At 62.1% G+C, this 24736-nt stretch carries 23 protein-coding genes; 7 read left to right on the plus strand and 16 right to left on the minus strand.

The window, feature by feature from the left end; translation table 11 throughout:
• Positions 1-80 precede the first annotated feature (80 nt).
• Both VB618_RS19345 and VB618_RS19350 read left to right on the plus strand, forming a co-directional pair.
• Positions 81-2606, plus strand: coding sequence for a hypothetical protein (locus VB618_RS19345; RefSeq protein ID WP_329798388.1), 2526 nt, complete (start codon positions 81-83; stop codon positions 2604-2606).
• Positions 2607-2905: 299 nt separating this feature from the next.
• Positions 2906-6211 (plus strand): cadherin domain-containing protein, encoded by a 3306-nt coding sequence (locus tag VB618_RS19350; RefSeq protein ID WP_329798389.1) that lies wholly within the window; start codon positions 2906-2908, stop codon positions 6209-6211.
• A gap of 76 nt (positions 6212-6287) precedes the next feature.
• On the opposite strand, the gene lysA is transcribed toward VB618_RS19350, so the two are convergent.
• Complete coding sequence (gene lysA, locus VB618_RS19355; protein WP_329798390.1) at positions 6288-7556, minus strand: diaminopimelate decarboxylase; 1269 nt, start codon at positions 7554-7556, stop codon at positions 6288-6290.
• 9 nt (positions 7557-7565) lie between these two features.
• A complete protein-coding gene (lptM, locus tag VB618_RS19360; RefSeq protein ID WP_329798391.1) occupies positions 7566-7811 on the minus strand; it encodes an LPS translocon maturation chaperone LptM in 246 nt (81 codons plus the stop codon).
• A gap of 239 nt (positions 7812-8050) precedes the next feature.
• Between lptM and VB618_RS19365 the strand changes: the two genes are divergently transcribed.
• Complete coding sequence (locus VB618_RS19365; RefSeq protein ID WP_329798392.1) at positions 8051-9688, plus strand: calcium-binding protein; 1638 nt, start codon at positions 8051-8053, stop codon at positions 9686-9688.
• Between the two features lie 51 nt (positions 9689-9739).
• Positions 9740-10495, plus strand: coding sequence for a thiol:disulfide interchange protein TlpA (gene tlpA, locus VB618_RS19370; RefSeq protein WP_329798393.1), 756 nt, complete (start codon positions 9740-9742; stop codon positions 10493-10495).
• Here tlpA and VB618_RS19375 read toward each other — a convergent pair.
• The 9 genes from VB618_RS19375 to purC form a co-directional block, all read right to left on the minus strand.
• Positions 10492-11229, minus strand: coding sequence for an adenylate/guanylate cyclase domain-containing protein (locus VB618_RS19375; RefSeq protein WP_329798394.1), 738 nt, complete (start codon positions 11227-11229; stop codon positions 10492-10494). The genes tlpA and VB618_RS19375 overlap by 4 nt on opposite strands.
• 144 nt (positions 11230-11373) lie before the next feature.
• A complete protein-coding gene (locus VB618_RS19380) occupies positions 11374-11688 on the minus strand; it encodes a hypothetical protein (RefSeq protein ID WP_329798395.1) in 315 nt (104 codons plus the stop codon).
• Positions 11689-12051: 363 nt separating this feature from the next.
• The gene (gene grxD, locus VB618_RS19385; protein ID WP_183452452.1) at positions 12052-12387 is read right to left on the minus strand and encodes a Grx4 family monothiol glutaredoxin; all 336 of its coding nucleotides are present in this window, start codon (positions 12385-12387) and stop codon (positions 12052-12054) included.
• A 45-nt stretch (positions 12388-12432) separates the two neighbouring features.
• Positions 12433-12669 (minus strand): BolA family protein, encoded by a 237-nt coding sequence (locus tag VB618_RS19390; protein WP_329798396.1) that lies wholly within the window; start codon positions 12667-12669, stop codon positions 12433-12435.
• Between the two features lie 26 nt (positions 12670-12695).
• Positions 12696-14906, minus strand: a complete 2211-nt coding sequence (purL, locus tag VB618_RS19395) for a phosphoribosylformylglycinamidine synthase subunit PurL (protein ID WP_329798397.1) — start codon at positions 14904-14906, stop codon at positions 12696-12698.
• A gap of 80 nt (positions 14907-14986) precedes the next feature.
• Positions 14987-15685, minus strand: coding sequence for a phosphoribosylformylglycinamidine synthase subunit PurQ (purQ, locus tag VB618_RS19400; RefSeq protein WP_329798398.1), 699 nt, complete (start codon positions 15683-15685; stop codon positions 14987-14989).
• A 99-nt stretch (positions 15686-15784) separates the two neighbouring features.
• Positions 15785-16024 carry a phosphoribosylformylglycinamidine synthase subunit PurS gene (purS, locus tag VB618_RS19405; protein ID WP_201835135.1) on the minus strand — a complete coding sequence of 80 codons (240 nt, stop codon included), beginning with the start codon at positions 16022-16024 and terminating at the stop codon, positions 15785-15787.
• A 129-nt stretch (positions 16025-16153) separates the two neighbouring features.
• Positions 16154-16693 (minus strand): hypothetical protein, encoded by a 540-nt coding sequence (locus VB618_RS19410; RefSeq protein ID WP_329798399.1) that lies wholly within the window; start codon positions 16691-16693, stop codon positions 16154-16156.
• Positions 16694-16798: 105 nt separating this feature from the next.
• Positions 16799-17593 carry a phosphoribosylaminoimidazolesuccinocarboxamide synthase gene (gene purC, locus VB618_RS19415; RefSeq protein ID WP_329798400.1) on the minus strand — a complete coding sequence of 265 codons (795 nt, stop codon included), beginning with the start codon at positions 17591-17593 and terminating at the stop codon, positions 16799-16801.
• A gap of 240 nt (positions 17594-17833) precedes the next feature.
• On the opposite strand from purC, the gene VB618_RS19420 reads away from it, so the two are divergent.
• Both VB618_RS19420 and VB618_RS19425 read left to right on the plus strand, forming a co-directional pair.
• Positions 17834-18157: a DUF1476 domain-containing protein gene (locus tag VB618_RS19420; protein ID WP_329798401.1), complete on the plus strand. Its 324-nt coding sequence runs from the start codon at positions 17834-17836 to the stop codon at positions 18155-18157.
• A 56-nt stretch (positions 18158-18213) separates the two neighbouring features.
• Positions 18214-18984: an HpcH/HpaI aldolase family protein gene (locus tag VB618_RS19425; protein WP_329798402.1), complete on the plus strand. Its 771-nt coding sequence runs from the start codon at positions 18214-18216 to the stop codon at positions 18982-18984.
• Here the strand turns inward: VB618_RS19425 and VB618_RS19430 are convergent.
• Positions 18981-19664 (minus strand): alpha/beta hydrolase, encoded by a 684-nt coding sequence (locus VB618_RS19430; protein ID WP_329798403.1) that lies wholly within the window; start codon positions 19662-19664, stop codon positions 18981-18983. The genes VB618_RS19425 and VB618_RS19430 overlap by 4 nt on opposite strands.
• 57 nt (positions 19665-19721) lie before the next feature.
• A complete protein-coding gene (locus VB618_RS19435; protein ID WP_329798404.1) occupies positions 19722-20366 on the minus strand; it encodes a DNA-3-methyladenine glycosylase family protein in 645 nt (214 codons plus the stop codon).
• 33 nt (positions 20367-20399) lie between these two features.
• Between VB618_RS19435 and gluQRS the strand changes: the two genes are divergently transcribed.
• A complete protein-coding gene (gene gluQRS / locus VB618_RS19440) occupies positions 20400-21272 on the plus strand; it encodes a tRNA glutamyl-Q(34) synthetase GluQRS (protein WP_329798405.1) in 873 nt (290 codons plus the stop codon).
• 3 nt (positions 21273-21275) lie between these two features.
• Here the strand turns inward: gluQRS and VB618_RS19445 are convergent, their stop codons facing one another.
• From VB618_RS19445 to VB618_RS19455, 3 genes are all read right to left on the minus strand, one after another.
• Positions 21276-22193 carry an AEC family transporter gene (locus tag VB618_RS19445; protein WP_329798406.1) on the minus strand — a complete coding sequence of 306 codons (918 nt, stop codon included), beginning with the start codon at positions 22191-22193 and terminating at the stop codon, positions 21276-21278.
• A gap of 6 nt (positions 22194-22199) precedes the next feature.
• Positions 22200-24233, minus strand: coding sequence for a M23 family metallopeptidase (locus tag VB618_RS19450; protein ID WP_329798407.1), 2034 nt, complete (start codon positions 24231-24233; stop codon positions 22200-22202).
• 268 nt (positions 24234-24501) lie between these two features.
• Positions 24502-24736, minus strand: a 235-nt coding sequence (locus VB618_RS19455; RefSeq protein WP_329798408.1) for a hypothetical protein, incomplete at its 5' end; no start/stop codon positions are given.

Genomic DNA, 24736 nt, shown 5'->3' on the forward strand with positions numbered 1-24736 from the left:
AAATTCCTTGACGTCAGGAGTACCATGACGATACATAATTTCATAATAACATAATTACATTTTATCTTCGGGGCACTTCCATGGCTACGCTTGTTCTATCGTCCAATACACTTGCCGAGAATGCTGAGGCAGGTGCTCTCGTGGGCACCCTCAGCGTCGCCGGCGAGGTTGTCGAGGGCGAGACCTTCACGTTCATTCTTGAGGATGAGCGCTTCCAGATCATCAATGGAAATCAGCTCGTCGTGAAGGCCGGCAGCTTCGACTTCGAAGGGTCTCAGAAACAGTTCACGCTCAACATCCAAGTGACCGGGTCCCAGGGCACACAGGTCGAGGCCGTGCCGGTGGTGATCAACCTCACCAATGTGAACGAAGCGCCCACGGACATCCTGGTCACCGGCGGCACCATCGGAGACAACGCCATCTTGGGCGCAACCGTCGCCACATTGGCGGGCCAGGATCCTGATCGGGGCGACCTGCTGACCTATACAATTGTCGAGGACGAGACCGGCACGGCCGAATACGACCACCCTTATTTCGGGGTTTCCGGGAGCGAGATCGTCGTCAAATCCGACCTCTACGATGCCCCCATCGGTTCCATGCCGGTTTATGTGAAGGTCACAGATGCCAAAGGCCTTTCTTACGTGAAGCAGGTCTCGCTCACCGTGACGCCCGTGAACGAAGCGCCGGAGGTGAGTGCTGAGCCGATAGAGGTGCTCGATGGCTCGAAAGGAGGAATCCTCGTCGCTGTAATTAGCGCTGGAGATCCTGAGGGCGGTCCGTTGACCTATAAGCTGTCTACAGGCAGTGCTCAGTGGTTTACCCTCATCGACAACGGGGACAGCACCTGGAATGTTGTGGTGAAGCAAGGAATCACCCTGCGTTCCGACAGAACCGCTTTTCAGAGCTTCGTGATTGAGGTGTCCGACGACGCCAACAACACGACACTGGAAACTGTCTTTCTCAATATCAACGAAAACCTGGAGCCGGAGGCCACCTTCGAATTCCTGGAAGTCGAAAAGAACACGCCGGCCGGCACCCTTGTCGGAACGCTCGTGGGATATGATCCGGAGGGGCAAACGGTCGAATACATCCTCTCGGGCGAGAGCGCCGGTCTGTTCACTCTCGTGAAGAACGCGAGCGGCACATACGGTGTCTTCGTCAAGCAGGGCGCGGCTCTCGACTACATGGATGAAGCGCAACGCAGCTTTACCGTGACGGTATCCGACGGGTTCAACTCATTCGAAGAAAGCTTCGAACTGGTATTCGGAAACACCCTTCCGAAAACAACCTTCACTCCCATCAGTGTGAAAGAAGGCGGGGGAGCAGGCACGGTCATTGGAAAGCTTGCAGCGACGGATTTCGACGGTGATGAACTCATCTATTCCTTGTCGGATGCGAGCGCCGAGCTTTTCGATTTGGTGCAAAATTCAAATGGCGGATACGATGTCGTCGTTCGCGCTGGTGTCATCCTCGACTATGAGAATGAAGACCATCGCTCTCTCGAAGTTGAGGTTTCAGACAGCATTGATCCAGTAGTCAACACGCTGCTGATCAACCTCACTGATGTGAATGAAAAGCCAGAGGCAGATTTCGAGGCGGAGACAATCAGCGAGGGCGCCGCTGGTGGCAGTGTTGTCGGTATACTTACCGTAGCTGACCCTGAGAATGGTAATCTCGATTGCAACCTGTCCGCGGAGAGCGCGAAACTATTCAGGTTAGTGTACAAAAGCTATGGGATCTACGAGGTCGTCGTTCGTGACGGTGTGTCTCTCGATTACGAGAGTGCCACCTTTCATAATTTCAAGATGACGCTGTCCGACGGAACCAATAGTGTCGCAGAAACTGTTGCAATTAATCTAACGGATGTGAATGAAAAATCCACCATTACGTTCACATCGGTCAAGGTGAATGAGCACGCGGGGAGCGGTTCTATCGTCGGCAGACTCACAGCGGTTGACCCCGAGGATGACGATGTAACTTATACATTGAACTCGGAAAGCTCACAGTTCTTCAACTTGGTCGAGAATGAAGTGGGGGGGTATGATGTTGAAGTCCGCCAAGGCGTTAGGCTCAACTATGAAACGCCTATTCATCATCAAATTACCCTAACAGCATCCGATGGAGAGAATTCAGTTCGCGGAAACTTCACCATCAATATGATTGATGGCATCGATGTTCTTACTGGAACGAAGAAGGCCGACAATCTGAATGGGACTGCTGGCCGAGACATCATCAAAGGCTTCTCCGGCAAGGACATCCTGACCGGCGGCGGCGGCCAGGACGTCTTCGTGTTCGACTCCAAGCCCAACAAGAAGACTAATCTCGACAAGGTTGTCGATTTCAAAGTGGTGGACGATTCCATCTGGCTGGAGAATAAGATCTTCACCAAGCTCGGCAAGAAGGGCTCCGAGGCGGCTCCGGCCCAACTCAAGAAGTCCATGTTCGCTTTGGAGAAGGCCAAGGATAAGGACGATTACATCATCTACAGCAAGAAGACCGGCAAGCTGTCTTATGATGTCGACGGTTCGGGATCCAAAGCTGCCGTGGAGGTCGCCACGCTCTCCAAGAAGCTCGCCATAACCTACAAGGACTTCTTCGTAATCTGATCTGGAGCAGGTGAAGCCAGGCTCGACTAGCCGGATGGCGGCTCACTTCGCCATCCGGCTAAATTTTATTTGACTAGCGCGGGCGCTGCCAGCTCAACCTTGGCCGGGAGCTGTTTACATCGGGACTATTCACAAAGATCAAATAAGTAACTATATTGCAATAGATCATTTCTCGGATAACGCTTGTAATACTATATTAGTTCAATACTATGATGGGAAGTCTTTCTCACTCATGGTCTTGCCTCAGCAGAAACGTCCCCATGGGTGTGAGACATCAGCTTGTCTGGGGGAACACGCCAATGGCTTTCATTGTACTTCGATCAGGGGAAGAGACTCAGGTCAATTCTGAAGGAAGTGACCCTCAGAAGGTCTACCAGGGCGATCCGTCCGTGACATCTCTGGGCGATGGACGCTGGGTTGTCACCTGGGACGGCTACGGCCCGGCGGGGCGAGGCGTCTATCAGCAGGTTTATAACAGCAATGGTACGCCGGCTTTCACGCAGGAGCGGCGCATCAACATTCTCGAGACCACCAACGCATCGGAAGCCGATCGAGATTCGTCAGTCGTGGCTTTTGAAGGCGGATGGCTGGTGACATGGGCGCGAGGAAATGATGAGGACATCTTCGTCCAGCGCTTCGACGCCAATGGAAACCCGCTCTTCGAAACCGAGATCAAGGTCAATCAGGCGTCAATTGGACGCCAAGTCGACTCCAAGATCACCGTCCTGTCGGACGGATGGCTCGTGACCTGGGTAGATCAGTATCAAGGAGGTGTCTTCCAACAGCGGTACAACGCCGATGGTGAGGCTCAGTATCTGGACGAGCTGGGCAAAGCTGTCGACCGACGCATCAGCGCTCTGCCTCGATCCGAAATGGGAACGCAGGATGCGACGGCGATCAACGGTGGCACCGCGGTCGTTTGGTCAAAGCAGGCAAGATCCGATGCTCCTCACGAGATCGTTCTGCAGATCCTGGATCCAAGCGGCACCCCGATTTTCACCACTGAACAGGTGATTGCCTCAGGCATGGCCAAATCTCCGATGCCTCAGATCAAGGCCCTCGGCGACGGGTTCCTCGTGGTGTGGACAGGAGCGGATTCGGACGGACAAGGCGTGTTCCTGCAGAAGTTCAATACGCAAGGGGAAGCGCAATTCACCCAGCCTCTCAAGATCAACGCTGTTGAGATGGGCAATCAGCATGAACCCAAGCTTGAGGTTCTGCCGAATGGGAATTGGATCGTCACGTACTCGTCCGGCTACGACGTGTTCCAGCGCCTTTTCGATAGCGACGGTAACCCGATCGGCCCGGAGATGCCCATCGCGGCTTGGCTCGGAAGCCAGTGGAACCGGGAAGCGGATATCTCCTATATCGGCGACGGACGTTGGGTCGCCGCCTGGTCCAACTGGAACCAGGGCGAAGACCAGCAAAGCGGTGTCGCACAGCGTGTCTTCACCCTTGCAGACATGCCCGTGCTGACGGTGGATGCCGAGGCTGTCTTCGGCACGGCAGGAGCGGCGGCCGAGACTCTGTTTGTGCGGGAGGGTGGTCTCTCGTCCGGCGATCGGGTCGATGGCGGTGACGGCGAAGACATCCTGATGATGATTGAGGCCGGAACGCTCGACCTTCGGGCGCCCCTGGAGTTCGCTGGCTTCGAGGCTATCCTGGGGACCGGAGGGGAAGAAACGATCATCACGAATGGAGCGCGACTGAGCGGCATCGAGTCGATCAGCGGCGGTAGCGGGAACGATACGTTGGAACTGGCCGGCGGCGGAGCGTTCAACCTGACCGACATCGCCCTCAATGGGATCGAAAGCATCAAGCTGACAGGAGCCTCAGCGACCGTAACGGTCGACGATGTGGCAACCGCTCTGCTGATCCATGGCGATGATTTCGACGATGACAGGGTCGTACTTTCCGGCGCGACCTTGTCGAAGCTGGAACGCTATCAGCTGTTCCGCCAGGGGATTGAGACAGTCAAGGATGACAGCGGCACTTTTGTGAAGAGTCTCGGCGAAATTCTCAATCTGAACGGCGATCAGCGCGTCGCTGCGGTAGGCGGAACAGTAGCCCTCGATGTGAATGCAGACGCCGTGGTGCCCACCACGCCGCCCTATTACAGCCAAGTGACGGTGACGATCGCAAACGCGGTGTTGACCCAGGACCGCATCGTCATCGCCCAGAATGCTACAGTGAAGGTTCAAGGCGGGGTCGTTTCCGTCAATGGCGTCGCTATCGGGGCGATCGACAACACTGCCGATGTGGCCAGCTTGGTGATCAACCTGTTTAATGAGGCGACACCGGATCGTGTGCAGGAGCTCGTGCGGGCCTTGTCCTATCAGAACATCGCAACCGGGGCACCTGTCACCAATGCTCGGGATGTCACGATTTCCCTCAAGGACGCAGGCGATTCCGTGACATGGGCCTTCGTCAATGTGCAAATTTCGACTCAGGTCTCCACCCCGGTCGTGATCGTACCGGTGAGCGAGGTCGGTCCCGTCGCCGACACGGGTTTCGTTGCGCCCTTCTCGGATGTGGTTGTCGATGACAAGGACAGCTTTGAGGTAACCGTGACGGTCAGCTTCGCAGCGGCGAACGGACGTCTGATCCTGGGGGCCAAGAACAAGGGCACCTACGATCCGGTTCTGGGCACCTATACCGTGAAGGGTCACCCGTACAACGTCACACAGGACCTGCAAACGCTGCTGTTCGATCCACGCGACCGGGGTGATCCGATCGGCACGGCGGAGACTACAACCTTCACGATCTCGGTGGTCGATGACACGGGTTTGTCCCCCGAGGCGAAGACCGTCACGGTCGAGGCCGTGACGGCGAACCGGGCTCCGGGGCAGCCTCAGCTGTCGAACAGCGAGGTCAAGGAGCTGGCAGCAGACGGCACAGAGGTGGGTACGGTAAGCAGCACCGATCCGAATGCGGGCGACACGCTCCGGTACTCGCTCGTAGGGGCCGAGGATGCGCCGTTCCAGCTTGTCACGCAGGGCGGCGTCACCCGGCTCGTGGTGACGAGCGGGATCAAGCTCGATGCCGAGCAGAAGGCGTCCTACACCTTCACCCTCCGCGCCACCGATGCGCAGGGGCTGTCGAATGACAGGATAGTGTCGATAAAGGTCGTCGACGTGAGCCCCGAAAGCACGGCCGGCTCGTCCGGCGACGACGTGGTCAAGGGCGGTGCGGGCAAGGACACGCTGGGCGGCGGCCTTGGCAACGATATGCTCTGGGGCGGGCTGGGCAATGACGTGCTTACCGGCGGCAAAGGCAAGGACATCTTCGTGTTCGATACCACAACGAACAAGAAGACCAATGTCGACAAGATCAGCGACTTCTCGGTCAAGGACGACTCGATCTGGCTCGAAAACGCGGTGTTCACCAGGATCGGCAAGGGCACGGAACTTAAGCCCGGCAAGCTCGCCAAGGATCTGTTCTGGACCGGCAAGGCCGCGCACGACGTCTCCGACCGGATCGTCTACGACAAGGCCACGGGCGCGCTCTACTATGACCAGGACGGCACCGGCCGCGCCGCGCAGGTCAAGATCGCGACGATCAAGAAGGGCCTCCCGCTCACCGAGAAGGATTTCTTCGTGATCTGAGCGGAGAAACAGGCTCAATAAAAACCCCGGCGTGAACAGCGCCGGGGTTTTTACTTAGATAGAAAGATCAATCTCTTCAGCGCAGCCAGCCAGGGACCTGATCGAGGCCGATGAGATCCTCGTAAGTTGGGCGCGGGCGCACCACGGCATGGTCGTCGCCGCGCACCAGCACTTCGGGCACGAGAAGTCGCGTGTTGTAGGTGTTGGCCTGAACGGCCCCGTAGGCGCCGGCGGTCATGATGGCGATGAGGTCGCCGGCTTTCACCTGTGGCATGTCGCGGGACAGCGCCAGATAATCGCCGGTTTCGCAAACGGGCCCAACAACGTCGGCGACGATGCGCGGCGTGTCGGGCGAGGCTTCCGTCACCGGCTTGATGTCATGGTACGCCTCATAGAGCGTCGGGCGTATGAGGTCGTTCATCGCCGCATCGACGATCACGAAAGGCTTGTCGGCGCCTTGCTTGACGTAGATCACCCGGGCAATCAGCACGCCCGCGTTGCCGGCGATCAGGCGACCCATCTCGAACACGAGCTTGAGGCCGAGATCCTTGGTGTGGCGCTTGATGATCGCGGAGTATGCCTGCGGATCGGGGGGCGGTTCGTTGTTCTCGCGATAGGGCACGCCGAGGCCGCCGCCGAGATCGATGTGATGCAGCTTGTGCCCGTCGGCCATCAGGTCGCGGGCGAGCTCGGCCAGCAGCGCGGTGGCGTTGTCGAACGGACTCATATCTGTGATCTGGCTGCCGATATGCATGTCGACGCCGGTGACCGTGATGCCCTTGAGGGCGGCGGCGCGGGCATAGACCTCGCGGGCGCGGGAAATCGGGATGCCGAACTTGTTCTCGGACTTGCCGGTCGAGATCTTTGCGTGCGTCTTGGCATCCACGTCCGGGTTGATGCGGATCGAGACCGGGGCGCGCAATCCCTTCGAGACGGCGACCTCGGACAGCGCCTCGAGCTCGGGCTCGGATTCCACGTTGAAGCACAGGATGCCGCTGTCGAGCGCAAAGGTCATCTCGGGCCTTGTCTTGCCGACACCGGAGAACACGATGCGTTCGCCCGGAGTGCCGGCAGCAAGCGCCCGGCGCAGCTCACCCTCGGACACGATGTCCATGCCGGCGCCGAGACGGCTCAGGGTCTTGAGCACCGCCTGGTTGGAATTCGCCTTCATGGCGTAACAGACGAGGGCGTCCGTGTCGGCAAAGGCCTCGGCGAACACGCGGTAGTGCCGCTCCAGGGTGGCGCTGGAATAGCAGTAGAACGGAGTGCCGACCTCATCCGCGAGGCGGCACAGATCGACGCCCTCTGCATGGAGGACACCGTCGCGATAGGCAAAATGGTGCATCGAAAAGGCCTAAAGCAGCGGATCGAGAATGAAAGGCTTGTTGGGGATCGTGTAGCCCTGGCGCGGCGAGGAGCGGGGCGTCCCGACCGGCGAGGGCAGGGTGGATTCGCCCGCCGTGGCCTGCTGGGTCTCGGCGGCCGGCGCGGAAGCGCTCGGCGGCGGCTCGAGCGCGCCGCGGCGGCCGCAGGCCGAAAGACTTAAAACAACAATGCCCGCAACCAGGATCGTGCGGGAGAGAGACAGGCTGGGCGACATCAAGAGGCTCCGAAACGTGGCGGCACCATAGCGGGAAGCGGTTTCAGATGCGAGAGGCAAAGCTGATGGGTACAGGCCTGGGAACTCTTCAATCTTGAAATATAATTTCAAGTTAAAGCCCGCAAGAGAAATGTTGGAACATCCTGTATCTCATGACGTTACGTATGACCTGAAGGCAATAATACATCATTTTCGAGCAGCCTCAGGTAACTCGAAACAGGGGCCTAGGAGTGACCAATATGCCGATACGCTATGACGAATTCCGTCTCGTAGTTCTGGAAGATGGTGACACAACCTTCACCCTTGCAGAGGCCGATGGTGCATTCAATGTTCTGGGTAACGATGATGCCAACACGATCACAGGCAATGCATTCGATAATATCCTGAATGGCGCCGCCGGGGCTGACTCCCTCAACGGGGGCGGTGGTAACGACACCTATGTTGTCGATGATGACGGCGACGTCGTGACCGAATTGGAAAACGGAGGTACCGACACGGTCCGCTCCAGCGTGAATTTTTCCCTAACGGGAACGGCTGCGTTCGTCGAGAATCTCACCTTGATCGGCATCGCGGCCATTAACGGCACAGGCAACGCTCTCGCCAACACTCTGACAGGCAATACGGGTGCCAATATCCTCGATGGCGCGGGCGGCGATGACGCCCTGTTCGGCGGCACCGACGATGACGATCTATTGGGGGGTGACGGCAGCGACCTTCTCGATGGCGGAACCGGCAACGACGAAATGACGGGCGGAGCCGGCAATGACACCTACGTGGTGGATAGCGTCGATGACGAGGTTACGGAGGCGGCGGCCGGAGGAACCGACACCGTCAATGCTTCGATCACATATTCCATTGCGGCCCAAGCCAACCTTGAGAACGTCATTCTCATTGGCAGCGCAGCACTCAATGCAACCGGCAACGCAGGTAATAACAGCCTGACCGGCAACGCCGGCGTCAACAACCTTGTCGGCGGCGCGGGCAACGACACGCTTGACGGCGGTGCCGGTGCCGACCGTCTAGATGGAGGTGCCAACGACGACACCTATGTCATCGACAACGCTGGCGACGTGATCATCGACAGCGACGGGGTCGACACGGTCGTGTCCTTCCTGTCGAGCTACACCCTCGCGACTGGACTTGAGAACATGCGAGCCGGCGGTACAGGAGCCGTTAACTTCACAGGCAATGCTGCGGCCAACGTACTGACCGGTAACAGCGGCGCCAACATCCTCGATGGCGGTGCCGGTGCCGACACCATGGCAGGCGGCCTCGGGAACGATACTTACCTCGTCGACAGCACGTTCGATGTGGTGACGGAAGCCGCCGGTGGCGGCATTGACACGGTTCGCGTCACGTCCAGGTTCTCGCTCGCGGCAAGTGCTGAGGTCGAGTTCCTCGTCTCCGGTACCAACGCGGCTGTTCGGCTGGGCGGCTCCGAGTTCGCCAACACGATCGTCGGGGGTAACGGTCGCGACGTGCTTCTCGGGTTCGGCGGCAACGATGTGCTCGATGGCGGCCGTGGCCTCGACGACCTGCGTGGTGGGCTGGGCAAGGACTTTTTCAAGTTCGATGACCGTCCGACACGCTCGAACGTCGACCGAATTCTCGACTTCAACGTTCGGGATGATTCCGTCATGCTCGATAACGCGATCTTCCGGACGCTTGGAAGAGGCACGGAAGCCAATCCGGGCAAGCTGAGTTCCGCTTACTTCCGTGTTGGAGACCAGGCACTTGATAGAAATGATTATCTCATCTTCAATCGCGCCACGGATGACCTGTTCTACGATGCTGATGGCTCCGGCCGAGGCGCTGCGGTCAAGATCGCCGACTTCAACAACGTCAATCTGACAGCAGCGGACATCTTTATCATCTAAACTGGATGAGGAGTGAAAGTCCTGGCGGCAAAACCGCCAGGACTTTTGGACGTGAAGCGCGGCGCTTACAGCATCGTGAAGCCTGGGGACAAGTCCAAGAAGCCTTTAGCGCTTGAGGTTCGCTGTGAAAGGCGCCACATCCATTCCATGTCGACGACCCAACTATCTTCCACGATCCGCAGCCGCGCCTGGATTGCAGGACTCGCTGCTCTCGTGCTCGCCGGGGGCGGTGCGGCCTGGTACGGCCTTGCGCCCCGCGATTCCATGGTGGCTGGCGTTGCCGAGTGCCGGACCTCGAAGGAGACAACGGAGCGCCTGAAGCCGCTGGCCAAGGGCGAGGTGGCTGCGGTCGGGGTGAACAGCGCTCCCAAGCCGCCCCCGACGATCGCCTTCACGGGTCCCGAGGGTCAGCCCATGAGCCTTGCCGATTTCAAGGGCAAGACCATCCTGGTCAATCTCTGGGCGACCTGGTGCGTGCCGTGCCGGGAGGAGATGCCGGCCCTCGACAAGCTGCAGGCGGAACTGGGCGGTCCCGATTTCCAGGTGGTCGCCATCAACGTGGACACCCGCAACCGCGAGAAGCCGAAAGCCTGGCTTAAGGAGAACGGCATCACGAATCTGGCCTACCATGCCGATCCCGAGGGCAAGATCCTGCAGGTCCTGCAGAAGTCCGGCCATGTGGTCGGGTTGCCGACAACCTTCGTGGTCGATGCTTTAGGCTGCGAAATCGCGCTGCTGAAAGGGCCGGCCGAATGGGCCTCGCCCGATGCCGTTGCCTTCATGAAGGCGGCGCTGAACCGCTCTTAAACCGCGTAGAGCTCTACCGGGGCCTCGATGCCCTTCAGCTGGTAGTCCCGCCCTTCGCCTCTGACCAGGTCGCGCCCGGCCCGCTCAAAGACGGTCCGGGTCACCAGGATTTCGCCCGTTCCGGCGGCAGCCTGCGCGCGGGCGGCCGTGTTCACCACGGGCCCGATGGCGGTCAGGTCACGATGCGCCCGGCCGAATTCCCCGAAGCTGGCTGTCCCTGAGTCGATGCCGATCCCGACCCCGAGCTCGCTCCCCTCAAGGCCCCTGTTCTCGGCCAGGAGGGTCTTGCGGCGAACCTCGCAGCGGCGCTGGATCTCGCGGGCCGCCCGCACGGCCTGCTCGGCGTGGTTAGGCTGCTGAATCGGGAAGTTGAAGATGGCCATGATGGAATCGCCGATGGTCTTGTTGAGGAGGCCGTCATAGTCCCAGATGGCCTCGGCACATTCGTCATAGAAGGCATCGAGCAGGGACGAGACCGCGTCTGGCGGAAGCGACTGAGACAGGGCCGTATAACCCCGGAGATCGGCAAACAGGATGGAGACGTCGACCGGGATCTTGCGCGCCTTCATGATGCGCGTGAACATGAGTTCGCAGACCGTGCAGGTGTTCGGGTTCATCCGGCTCGGGCGGATGCCGAAGGCACGAAACGGCACGGAGGCCAGACCGTGCAGAGGCACGGGAACCCGCAATTGCTGCCAGCAGCCTTTGCAGATCCGGGATTGGGCGGGCGACATTCACGGGTCCCCTTCCAGATCGTATGGGCGTTCAGATCGGCAGGCAGCAGACCTGAACCACTCGGTATCGCTCAAGGCCGAGTTCGGATACCGCTCTGGACAGGCTACACCCAGGTCGGCCAAGGACCAACAGAACAGTCAGAGCTAGGTCGGAACGGCCCCGCCGTCGGGAATGCCGATGGTTCCGGAAAATGCCGGCTTCGAGAGCCGCCAGGGCCGGTCCATGGCTCCCTTGGCCTCCCCGCGCTGGAGCCGGCGCGGTGCCCCGTCGGCCGTGATCTCCTCGATCACCAGGAAGCCCAGCGCCTGCAGCATCACGGCTGCCGCCTTGGTGGCCCGGTCGTCGGCCCGCAACGAGAGCGAGCCGGCGGCATAGACCCGCTCCATGAGGCTCTTAGGGTGATGCACTACGGCCGCGCGCGGCTTGAAGGCGACGACGTTCGTCTCCGGTTCCAGCATGAAAAGCCCCCAATTCAAGCCGCTGCATTCTGTTTGTTGTGGCAGCGGCCGATCCAGTCAGAGCGGCCATTGTGCCGGAAACGGGGCCTTAGACGGAATGCGACATAAGACGCCCCCTGTTCTAGAGAGGTCATTGATTAAGCGGCAGGCGTGACGCCGTCTCACCTCTCCCTGAGGGAGAGGTCGGACCGTCAGGTCCGGGTGAGGGGTTACAGCTCTATCCGGAGAGCGCTCTCCCCCTCACCCTCGCTACGCTCGACCTCTCCCCACCGGGGAGAGGTGAAGGGAACCAGCTCACGCTGTTTCAAAAGAAAAAGGCGGGGCACCGGCCCCGCCTCGACTCCGCTAGGGAGAGCGCTTGATTTAGGCGCTCTGCTGAACCTGGATGCCCTTGTCGGCGAAGAGCTGCTGCAGCTCGCCGGCCTGGAACATCTCGCGGGTGATGTCGCAGCCGCCGACGAATTCGCCCTTCACGTAGAGCTGGGGAATGGTCGGCCAGTTGGAATAGTCCTTGATGCCCTGGCGGACGGTCTCGTCCTCGAGCACGTTGACGCCCTTATAGGGCACGCCAAGGTAGTTGAGGATCTGGACCACTTGCCCCGAAAACCCACACATGGGGAATTGCGGCGTGCCCTTCATGAAGAGAACGACGTCGTTGGACTTCACTTCGTTGTCGATGATCTGGTTGGCGTCAGCCATGAATGTCTCCTGTTCCACGGCGGTCAAGGCGCCGGGCTCATGCTTTCAATTGTCGGGTGCCAGCGTCGTCAATGCAAGGGCATGCAGCGTGCCGCCCATGTGGCCCTGTAGCGCTGCATAGACCAACTGGTGCTGCTGCACCCGCGACTTGCCCTTGAAGGCCGAGGACGTGACGGTGGCGGCGTAATGGTCGCCATCGCCCGCCAGATCCTTGATCTCCACCACCGCATCCGGCAGGGCGGCCTTGATCATGCTCTCGATTTCACGCGCGTCCATTGGCATGGATCAAACTCCTTACGACCTTTCGGTCACGATTTGCCGGTCATGTAGGCTGGCAGCCAGGCTTCGTGGGCCGCCTTCAGTTGCTTCACCGATATGGCCTGCTGCCCAGGCAGAATCAACGCATCGCCCCCGGTCAGCCCGAGCGTCACGGCCGGAATGCCGATGGCGCCGGCCTCGTAGAGGATGTCGGCGGCCACGTCCTCATCGACGGCGATGAGGTAGCGGGCCTGATCCTCGCCGAACAGGAAGGCATGGAGGGGCATGCCCTCAGGATAAGCCGTGATCTCGGCGCCCACGCCGCCTGCCATGGCCATTTCGGCTAAGCTGAGCGCGATGCCGCCGTCCGAGAGGTCATGCACGGTCGTCACCTGACCGGAGCGGATGAGCTGGCGCACGAAATTGCCGTTGCGCTTCTCACTCGCCAGATCGACCGGCGGCGGAGCGCCTTCCTCGCGGCCGCAGACGTCGCGCAGGTAGATCGACTGTCCGAGCCAGCCTTGGCTTTCGCCGATGAGGATGATCGCCTCGCCCTCGCGCTTGAAGGCGATGGAGGCATTCACCGTTACGTCGTCGAGGAGACCCACGCCGCCGATAGCAGGCGTCGGCAGGATGCCCTGGCCGTTGGTCTCGTTGTAAAGGGACACGTTGCCGGACACGACGGGGAAATCGAGCACCTTGCAGGCCTCGCCGATGCCTTTGAGGCAGCCCACGAACTGGCCCATGGATTCGGGCCGCTCGGGGCTCGCGAAGTTGAGGTTGTCGGTAATGGCCAGCGGCAGGCCGCCCACCGCCGTGATGTTACGCCAGGCTTCGGCCACAGCCTGCTTGCCACCCTCGAACGGATCGGCCTCGCAATAGCGCGGCGTCACGTCGGTGGTGAGCGCCAGGCCCTTCGGCCCGTCCTCGACGCGCACGATGGCCGCATCGCCGCCAGGCGCCTGGACCGTGTTGCCGAGGATGAGATGATCGTACTGCTCCCAGACCCAGCGCTTGGAGCACTGGTCCGGCGAGCCGACGAGCTTGAGAAGCGCCTCGGCCTCGGACATCGGAGCCTTGACGCTATCGGGAGCGATGACGGGGAACTTGGGGCTCTCCACCCAGGGGCGGTCATAGAGAGGCGCCTCGTCGCCGAGTTCCTTGATCGGAAGATCGGCCTTCACCTCGCCCTGGTGCTTGATGACGAAGCGGAGCGTATCGGTGGTCTTGCCGATCACCGCGAAGTCGAGGCCCCATTTGTGGAAGATGGCCTGCGCCTCCTTCTCCATGCCGGGCTTCAAGACCATGAGCATGCGCTCCTGGCTCTCGGACAGCATCATCTCGTAGGCCGTCATGCCCTCCTCGCGGCAGGGCACCTTGTCGAGGTCGAGCTCGATGCCAAGATTGCCCTTGGCGCCCATCTCGACCGCCGAGCTGGTGAGGCCTGCAGCACCCATGTCCTGGATCGCGATGACCGCACCCGACTTCATGAGCTCGAGGCAGGCTTCCAGCAGCAGCTTCTCGGCGAAGGGGTCGCCCACCTGCACGGTGGGGCGCTTCTCTTCCGATGCATCGTCGAACTCGGCGGACGCCATGGTGGCGCCGTGGATACCGTCGCGGCCGGTCTTGGAGCCGAGATAGACGATCGGATTTCCGATTCCGGTGGCCTTCGCGTACCAGATCTCATCCGTGCGGGCGAGGCCCACCGCCATGGCGTTGACCAGGATGTTGCCGTTGTAGCGCTTGTCGAAGCCCACAGAGCCGCCCACGGTGGGCACGCCGAAGGAATTGCCATAGCCGCCGATGCCCGCCACCACGCCGGAGACGAGGTGCGGGGTTTTGGGATGATCCGGCTCGCCGAAGCGCAGGAAGTTCAGCGCCGCGATGGGCCGCGCGCCCATGGTGAACACGTCGCGCAGGATTCCGCCCACACCCGTCGCCGCGCCCTGGTAGGGCTCGATGAAGGACGGGTGGTTGTGGCTCTCCATCTTGAAGATGCAGGCGAGCCCGTCGCCGATATCGATCACGCCTGCATTCTCGCCCGGACCCTGGATCACCCACGGTGCCTTTGTGGGCAGCCCGCGCAGGTGGATGCGGGAGGATTTGTACGAGCAATGCTCGTTCCACATGGCCGACACGATGCCGAGCTCGGTGATGGTCGGCTCGCGGCCGATCAGGTTCACGAAGCGCTCGTACTCATCGGGTTTCAGCCCGTGCTCCTTGACCAGCTCCGGGGTGATGGCGACGTCGTTGCGGATCATCGGGGTCTCGTTTTTTGAGCATTCTTAGGCGAAGTGTAAACCGGTTCGCCGCCCGAAGAATGCGACCATAAGTTCAGAAATCAGGCAGCGCGGGAGAAGGACGACACGAGGCTCTCGAACAGGCCTCGCCCATCGGTGCCGCCCACGAGGTCCTCGATCAGGTTTTCCGGATGGGGCATCATGCCCAGCACATTGAGCTTGTCGGAGTAGATGCCCGCAATGGAGTTCATGGAGCCGTTGCGGTTAGCATCCTGCGTGATGTGCCCCTGCGCATCCGCATAGCGGAAGGCCACGAGGCCGTCGCCTTCGAGCCGCTTCAGGGTCTCTTCGTCAGCCGTGTAGTTGCCCTCGCCATGCGCCACGCAGACATCGATCGGCTGGCCCTTGGCATAAGCCCTGGTGAAGGCGGTGTCGTTGCGCTCCACCCGCAGGAACTGACGGTGGCAGATGAACTTGAGGTTGGCGTTGCGCATCAGGATGCCGGGAAGAAGACCCGACTCGCACAGGATCTGGAAGCCGTTGCAGATGCCGAGCACCAAGCCGCCGCGCGCTGCATGCGCGCGAACTGCATCCATCACCGTGGCGCGACCTGCGATGGCGCCGCAGCGCAGGTAGTCGCCATAAGAAAAGCCGCCGGGAAGAACCACGAGGTCTGTGCCCTTCGGCAGCTCGGTCTCGGCATGCCAGATCTTCTCAGCTTGAGAGCCAGCGGATTTCAGCGCCCGCACCACATCGCCTTCGCGATTGGAGCCGGGGAAGACGATGACGGCAGATTTCATCAGTTCATCCTTCTATCGTCATGGCCGGGCTTGTCCCGGCCATCCACGCCTTGAGGCGCGGACAAACGTGGATGCCCGGATTAAGTCCGGGCATGACGGTCAGGTCAGCTCGACGCGGTAATTCTCGATGACGGTGTTCGCCAGCAGCTTCTCGCAGGCGGCCTTGAGCTGGGCTTCGGCCTGAGCCTTGTCGGCGGTTCCAAGCTCGATGTCGAAGACCTTGCCCTGGCGCACGCCGTCGATGCCCTCGACGCCCAGCGACTTGAGCGCGCCTTCGATGGCCTTGCCTTGGGGGTCGAGAACGCCGTTCTTGAGGGTCACGGTGACACGCGCTTTCATGGGGGCCTCGGGCTGTTTCAAGATGTGCCCCACGCCATAAAGGCATTAAGCGTAAGAGACAACGGCCTCGGAGCACGATCCGGTGAAGTGAGTGCGGTTCACCGCAAGATCGTGCGGCAAGCCAAAAACTTATGAGCCCAATTCACGGGCAGCCACTTGCCGGGCCGTGGCAAGCACGGCGTCCTGAGCCTCGCCGATGACCAGGACCACGGACAGGATCTCGCCCTCGCGTTTTCCGAACGCCGCGCCATAGGCAGGGGGCTTACCGCCGTCGGCGGGGGCAAGATCGATGGCAAAGCCCGGCAACGGGCCGTCTCGCAGGCGCTCGACCGTGATCCGGGTCTTCACCGGTTTCGCGCGCCCTGCCGGCGAGCGCAGGCCCCGCGCCAACCGTTCTGGCTCCTTGAGGAGAGCCTCGGTCACCTCGGCATCCTTGCCGGTGAGGCGGATCACGCTCACGGCGAGGCCGGGGCTGCATTCGGGAGGAGCGCAGAAAGACAGGGCAACGGGTTCGGCCCGGTCCTCGGCCAGCCACTTGCGTAGGGGCAAGGCGTCCCAGGGCGTGCCGGGCGGCACACCCGCCACGGGCCGGGGTATGTAGCCGCAGCTGCTCAACGAGAGGGCAACGGCCAGGATCAAAAGGCAGGAACGCAACTGTAGGAAGGGCATGGCCGTCATTTATGCGCGAAACAGGTTCGGAGGGAAATGGTATACCACTCTTCAAACAAAAGCCCGGCACGGGGCCGGGCTTGAGGAAGGTTGATAAAGGGCCGCTTACTGCACGAGGCGCGGGCCGCCGGTGACCGGGTTCTCGTTCTCCGACAGGATGCCGAGCCGGCGGGCGACCTCCGTATAGGCCTCAACCAGACCGCCCATGTCCCGGCGGAACCGGTCCTTGTCGAGCTTGTCCTTGGACTTGATGTCCCAGAGGCGGCAGGAATCCGGGGAGATCTCGTCGGCGACGACGATGCGCATCATCTCGCCTTCCCAGAGACGGCCGGTCTCGAGCTTGAAATCGACGAGGCGGATGCCGACGCCGAGGAAGAGGCCGGACAGGAAGTCGTTGACCCGGATGGCAAGCGCCATGACGTCGTCGAGCTCCTGAGGGGAAGCCCAGCCGAAGGCGGTGATGTGCTCCTCCGACACCATCGGGTGGCTGAGAGCTTCGTTCTTGTAATAGAATTCGATGATCGAGCGGGGAAGCTGCGTGCCTTCCTCGATGCCGAGGCGGGTGGCAAGCGAGCCTGCCGCGACGTTGCGCACGACAACCTGCAGCGGGATGATCTCCACCTCGCGAATCAGCTGCTCGCGCATGTTGAGGCGGCGGATGAAGTGGGTCGGAATGCCGATGTCGTTCAGATGCTGGAACAGGTATTCCGAGATCCGGTTGTTGAGCACGCCCTTGCCGTCGATGACTTCATGCTTCTTGGCATCGAGGGCGGTCGCGTCATCCTTGAAGTGCTGGATGAGCGTACCGGGTTCCGGGCCCTCATAGAGGACCTTCGCCTTGCCCTCATAGATGCGACGGCGACGATTCATAGGCGTGTACCGAGGTTTGAGAAAATCCATTTGCCGGGGCTCCTGGGGACGTTCATTTTTTAGATCCGCGGCTGGCGTTAAGCGCGGCTATTTACCGGCGCTCCGCTTGAAGAAGCAACCTATCCGATCCCTCGGGCAAGCACAACGCGGAGGAGAGTTGAAGGCGGCAAGCGAGATCGAGGCGCCGATCTTAAAGATGGGGAGTGTCTGGCATCCGCGCGAGTGCGCCCTTATATCGCATGAAGGCTTAAAGCTAAGGAGAATGACGGAATGACCTCTTTCGACGACCGGAGAAACGCCTTCGAGAAGCAGTTCGCCCACGACGAGGATCTGCGCTTCAAGGCGACCGCCCGCCGAAACAAGCTGTTTGGGCTCTGGGTTGCCGAGCATCTGGGCAAGACCGGCGATGAAGCCGAAGCTTACGCCAAGAGCGTCGTGCTGGCGGATTTCGAAGAGGCTGGCGATGCGGATGTCCTGCGCAAGGTTCGCCGGGATCTCGACGGCGCCGGTAATACGACGGGCGATGCCGAGCTTCAGGCCAAGCTCAACGAGCTGACCGGGCGCGCGATCGAGGAGGTCAAGGTGGGCCGGTAACGGCCCATTTCACCCGCCACCCTGCCCCAGAACCCGCAATCTGCCGAAAGGGCGTCATGCCGACCACTTCATCGTTCCCAGAGCGCCTGAAAGGCGGAACGCCAGTTCTGACGGCCTGGTGCGGTCTGCCGGACCCATCCGTGGCCGGAATTCTGGCCCGCGAGGATTTCGACGCCGTCACCTTGGACACGCAGCACGGCTCCATCGATTTAGCTGCCTCTCTTCAGGCCATTCCCCTGATCGCGGCAGCGGGAAAGCCGGCCCTGGTGCGCATCCCGGTCGGGGACTTCGCCTCCGCGTCGCGCTACCTCGACGCCGGGGTGTCGGGCATCATCGCCCCCATGATCAACACCGTCGAGGATGCCCGGCGGCTTGCCGCCTTCACCAAGTTCCCACCTGTGGGCGAGCGCAGCTGGGGCGCCTATGGGGCGCTTGCCCTCACGGGGCTTGAACCGGGCGAGTATCTCCGGGTAGCCAACGAGACGACAGTCTCCTTCGCCATGGTAGAGACCCGGGAGGCGCTTGCCATCATCGACGACATCTTGGCGGTGCCGGGGATCGACGGAGTCTTCATCGGCCCCTCCGACCTGTCGATCGCCCTCTCGGGCGGGAAGGGGCTGGACCCGACCGGCGCCGAGGTGGACAAGGCGCTGGATCATGCCCTCGCCCGGGTGAAGGCCGCCGGCAAGATCGCGGCCATCTACGCGGTGTCGGGCGCGCGGGCGGCAGAGCTGTCCGCCAAGGGCTTCCACATGGTCGCCATCGGCAGCGACATCTCCATGCTGCGCGCCGGGGCCCATGCGGCGCTTGCGGTCGCCAGGGCCTAAGCTGTCTCAGGGTAAGGAAGGCCGAAGGACTGGGCGAGGAAGAGGCCTCCCTGCCGGAGGCCCTCCCCGTCGATCCCGTGGGTGAGCCCCGCCGAAAGATGCCACTGGCAGGGGATTTCCGCAGCACCCAGGGCCTCCTTCGAGAAGAAGAACATCTCGACCGGCACCACGTCGTCCTGGTCTCCGTGGATCAGCAGGATCGGCGGAGCCGTTCGCGCCAGGGGCATCAGGCCCTCCGGCCCCTCACCGTCTTCCAGCACGAGCAGGCCCGAATAGCCCAGGACGGCAGCCGGCGGCATCTGACGGCGTAGGCCCAGATGGAGCGCCATCATGGCGCCCTGGCTGAAGCCCACGAGGGCGAGCTTTGAGGGCGGCAGGGCATGACGGGCCAGCTCCTGGTCCAGAAAGGCATCGAGACCCGGCCCCGCATAGGTCACGCCGCGCCAGAACTCCCTCGGATCGGTCAGGGTGAGTGGGAACCATTCCCGGCCCATCGGCACATTGCCGCAGGGATCGGGCGCATGCGGAGCCACGAAAGCGGCGTCAGGCAGCCAAGCACGCCACTGTTCCCCGAGCTCGATCAGGTCGCTTCCATCCGCTCCCAGCCCGTGGAGAAAGACCACGAGCTGCTTCACCACGCCGGATTGCGGCGCCAGGCGCGGACCGTCGATGCTGGTCATGAAGCGTATCCCCGATCGTTGAAGGCGCATCGATTGCATGGCGGAACGGCCCGCCCGTCAAGCCGGTGCTCCCTCCCGCGCCTTGACCATCCGGTAATAGGCCCAGAGCACCTTGGCGGCGACGCCGCGCCAAGGCCGCCAGCTTTCGGCCAGGACCGTGAGCGCCTTCGCATCCGGCCTCTGTTCCAGGCCATAGGCGAGGCGGGCCGCCTCCTGTACGGCCAGGTCCCCGCTCGGAAATGCATCCGGATGCCCGAGACAGAACAGGAGATAGATGTCGGCGGTCCAGGGGCCGATCCCTTTCACCCGCGTGAGGAGGCTGTGCGCCTCGTCGGCCGCAAAATCATGGAGTTCGTCCAGCGGCAGCCGCCCTTCGATGATGTCCGCTGCGGCGGCGCGGAGAGTCCGGACCTTGCCGGCCGAGAGACCTGCCGCCCGCAGCTCCTCCTCGGACAGCCGCAGAAAGGCCTCCGGGGTCGCAGGTTCGAGCAGCGCTCGCAGGCGACCCCAGATCGCCGCGGCGCTTGCAGTCGAGACCTGTTGACCCACCACGATCCAAGCTAGCCCCTCGAAACCGGGCGGGCGCTTGCGGAGCTGCGGCATGGCGCCCTCGGCGGAAAGGCGCGCCATGACCGGGTCTGCCTTCGACAGTGCCTTAAGGCCCCTCTTGAGAACCGCGTCCGTTTCGAGGAGGGTGGCCATTCTTTTTTCGCTCCTTCTGATCCACAGGCTCCCGTGACGAAGCCCGTATTCCGATTCGCTCCCAGCCCCAATGGACGGCTTCACTTAGGCCATGCCTATTCGGCCCTGCTCAATGCCGATTTCGCCCGCCGCTTCGAGGGCCGCCTGCTTCTGCGCATCGAGGATATCGATATCACCCGCTGCCGTCCCGAATTCGAGGAAGCGATCTATGAGGATCTCGCCTGGCTCGGGTTGCGATGGGAAGAGCCGGTCCGGCGCCAATCGGAGCATTTCGGCGATTACCGCGCTGCCTTCCGCACCCTGAAGGGGAGGGGAGTCGCCTATCCCTGCTTCTGCTCCCGCAAGGACATTGCGGAGGCGGTGGCCTGCCGGGAGGCGGAGACCGGCAGGGCTTGGCCGCACGATCCGGACGGCGCCCCGCTCTATCCCGGCACCTGCCGAAACTTATCGGCCGTCGAAATCGAACCGCGCATCGCAGCCGGCGAGCGTCATGCCTGGCGGTTCGATATGGCGGCCCTGAAGAAGCTGCTGCCAGGGCCGCATGGCTATCACAGGTTCGACTGTGACGGCCATGAGGAGAGGATGGCGGCAGATCCCTGGCGCTGGGGCGATGCGGTCATCGTGCGCAAGGATACGCCGACGAGCTATCATCTCTCCGTGGTAGTGGACGATACGCTGCAGGGCGTCACCCATGTGGTCCGCGGCCAGGATCTCGAAGCCGCTACCGATCTCCATGTTCTGCTGCAGGTCCTGCTCGGGCTCCCAACGCCTCTCTATCATCACCACGGGCTCGTGCTCGATCCTGAGGGCGACAAGCTGGCGAAGAGCCGTCAGTCGCAGGCCTTGGCGGAGCTGCGGGCCGCAGGCGCTACGCCGCAGGCCATTCGGCAGCGCCTCGGTTTCTAAGCCTCAGCCGACTCCCAGCACGTAGAGCCAGACGAGGGTGCTCCCCAGAGCCAGGAAGGTCGAGAGCGTTACGGCGCTGGAAGCCAGGGCCACGCCCTCTCCGTAGCGCTCGGCGAACAGGTAGGCATTGATGCCCGACGGGCAGGAGGCGAAGAGCACCGCCACGCCGGCCCAGACCGGCGGCATCTGGAAGACATGCGTGGCGAGCAGCAGCACCACCAGGGGATGCACCACGAGCTTCAGGAACGAGATCATTGTCGGCAGCTTCCAGCCCATCTGCAGGCCGTAGCGGCGCAGCGCAATTCCCATGGAGATCAGGGCGCAGGGCACGGCCGCGCTCGCGAGCAGGTCCATCACCTGCCAGGCCGGTGCGGGCACATAGGAGGCGATCGGGCGGAAGGCGGATCCTGCCAGGATGGCGACGACGATCGGGTGTGTCACGAGGCGGCGCAGGATGAGAAGGGGCGAGGCCTGCCGTCCCTCGGCCAGGATCGTCGCCAGGGTCATGGTGACGGGAAGATGGACAGCGATCAGGAGGAAGAGCGGCACGGCGCCCTCGTCGCCATAGGCCTTGAGGATCATTGGGATGCCGACGAAGACCGTGTTCGCCTGGCCCGCCGCGAAGCCTGCGACGACGCCGGAGACGCCTTTGATGCCGAAGAAATGCCGGCCGATCATGGTGGCCAGAAGCCAGACTACGGCCACACCGGCGAAGTACGAGATCCAGTAGCCCCAGGGTTGGACCGCCGGGATCTCGGCCTGGACGAGAGTGCGGAAGATCAGGCAGGGGAGGGAGAGGGTGAAGACGAACTCGGACAGCCCTTCGCCGACCCGCTCGGAGACGAAGCCTGTCTGGCGCGCGACATAGCCGATGCCGATCAGGCCGAAGACCGGCAGGACGATCGCGAACAGCTCAAGCATGCGAGTTTATCGGAGTTCGGCGCGCTGGGAGAGGCTGACGGCGGCCACGCTGTGAGACATCAGCTCGTCCACCTGCTCGCGCTGACGCTTGAACTCCACCAGGCCACGGCCCTCGAGCTCGCGCCCGCGGGGCAGGCGGATCTTCAGCGGATCGACGAAGCTGCCGTTGATGATCACCTCATAATGGAGGTGCGGGCCTGTCGAGAGGCCTGAATTGCCCACATAGCCGATGATCTGCCCCTGCTGTACCCGCTTCCCGGGTGCAATGCCCTTGGCGAAGCTCGACATGTGCGAGTAGGCGGTCACATAGCCGTTGGTGTGCTGGAGCTCGACCCGGCGGCCGTAGCCGGAATCCCATTCCGACTTGATAACGGTGCCATTGCCGGCAGCGATGATGGGCGTGCCGACTCTGTGGGCCCAGTCGACCCCGGTATGGGGGCGCGAGTAGCCCAGGATCGGGTGGTAGCGCGAGCCGAAGCCCGAGCGCAGGATGCCGTCGGCGATCGGTTTGCGGATGAGGAATTTCTTGAGCGAGCGGCCGGCCTCATCGAAGAAATCGACGGTGCCATCGTCGCCCTGATAGCGATAGACGCGGCGCGGCTCCCCGCCCACTGTCAGGGAGGCGTAGAGAACTTCCGGCGCCCCGTTCTCGTCGTCTGAGCCGAAGAAGACCTCAAACGAATCGCCCTGGGAGACCCGGCGCTGGAAATCGACGTCGTAGCCGAAGATGCGCACGAGCTCGTCCACGGTTTGCCGGGGAAGGTCGTTCTTGAGAGCCGTCTCGTAGAGGCTCTCGTAAAGACGTACGCCGCCGCGGCCATCCTCCTCGCCTTCCTCCTCGGACGCATCCGCGATCTGCTGCGTCGCTGGATCCTGGGGAGGCGTGACGGACACGAAGACGCCGCGATCGTTGGTGGCGGCGATCCCTTCGATGCCGCGCTCGCCGAACGCGATCACGCGCACGATCTGCCGGGGATCTCCCAGGCGAGGACCCGGGGCGATCAGGATGCGCAGCCGCTGGCCCTCGGTCATGCCCTCCACCCTCATCCGGGCCGAGAGGGCGGCGGTGATGGCGGCGATCTGCTCCGGGCTTCCCCCGTAGCTGCGCAGGGCCGTCTCGAGAGTTTCCCCCTTGCGGAGAACAACGTCGCGCTCTTCGACGAGAGGAGGCATGGCCTTCTGTTCGACCTTTGGAAGATCTGTCACGTTCTCCGGCACGACCCGGACCTCGATCGTGCTGAAGGGCGCATCGACCACGCGGGCATAGCCGAGGGCGTCGCCCAAGGCCTCCGGCGGCCGCAGCGTTCTGGACAGCATCTGCTGAGCGGGGATCGGCACGGTGGTTCGGCGGCCCGCCTCGTTGAAGACCCGACGTTCCTCCTCGAGGATCGCCAGCACGTCATTGTCAGTCAGCGACGGGGCGCTCGCCTCGACGGCGACCAGCGCAAGATCGCGCCTGAGAACCGAGACATCGGCATCGGCGACCTCGGGGGCCGGCTCGACCCGTCCTTCCGTCTCTTCGGCGAACAGGCGCAAGGGATTGAAAGGCGGAATGTCGGCCGCATAGGTGCCGGAGGTGAGCGACAGGTTCGTGGCGACCCGCACAAACTGGCGAACCTTGATGGCCTCGCGCTCGCCGTTGCGGATCGTCATCGGGGCTTTGAAGCTCTGGCGCGCGGAGACCGTGTTCTCCGTCATGTTCAGCCGATCGGCCTTGCGGGCGACATTCGCCGCCCGCTCCTCATCCCTGGCCGAGAGGGCGCGGCCGCTCAGGGCCGCCCGCTCGGGCGGCAGCGCAGAGATCGTCGCACCTTCGAAGGTAATATAGATGGAAGCCCCGATCAGGGCGGCTCCCGTGACCCCGGTCAGAACACTGGCGCCGAGCCAGCGCAGATTGACCTCCCACTTGTCGATCTCAAGGGCCGTGTTGCCGCTGCTGTTCAGGGGGGGCTCATGCCCGAGATCGATGCCGGACGACAGATGCGACGCGTTCCTGCGGGCGCCTCTGGCATGGCTGTCATCGGGGGGGAGATGGCTCATGGTCCCTGTCGAGTGTCGATGCGTGTGGGTTGCTGTCACAGACACCAGAAGGCCATCTAGCACAAGAGACGGCAACCGCACAGGTCAATAGATAAGCTTGTGCAGGACACCAACTCCTTAAGAAGGGGAGCCTGCCGCGGCTTTGCTTCCTGCCTTTCTGTGTCCGCAGTGAGGCAGCGCCGGAAAAACCTGTGCGACAGCCTTCCGGAATGACGGCTCCGCAGGCTGTCAAAAAACTTTCACAAGTCCGTTGACAGGCCAAAGAGGTTCAGCCTATATACCGCCCATCGACGCCGCCGCTGATGCGAACGGCGCCAAGAGCTTCCTCAGACACCGGGCTGCTGGGCCCGACTTCGGTCGGGAACAAAGTCTGTTCTGCGGAAGTCTCTTTTATCGATTGCATCGAAAGATGCATGCTCTTTGACATTGTTGAGAGGGGAAGAGAAGCGTAGGCGGCGGTGTCCTTGCGGGCGATTGGCAACAATTGCTGTAAGATACATCGA

This window comes from Microvirga sp. CF3062 (genome assembly GCF_036314045.1).
Lineage (GTDB): Bacteria > Pseudomonadota > Alphaproteobacteria > Rhizobiales > Beijerinckiaceae > Microvirga.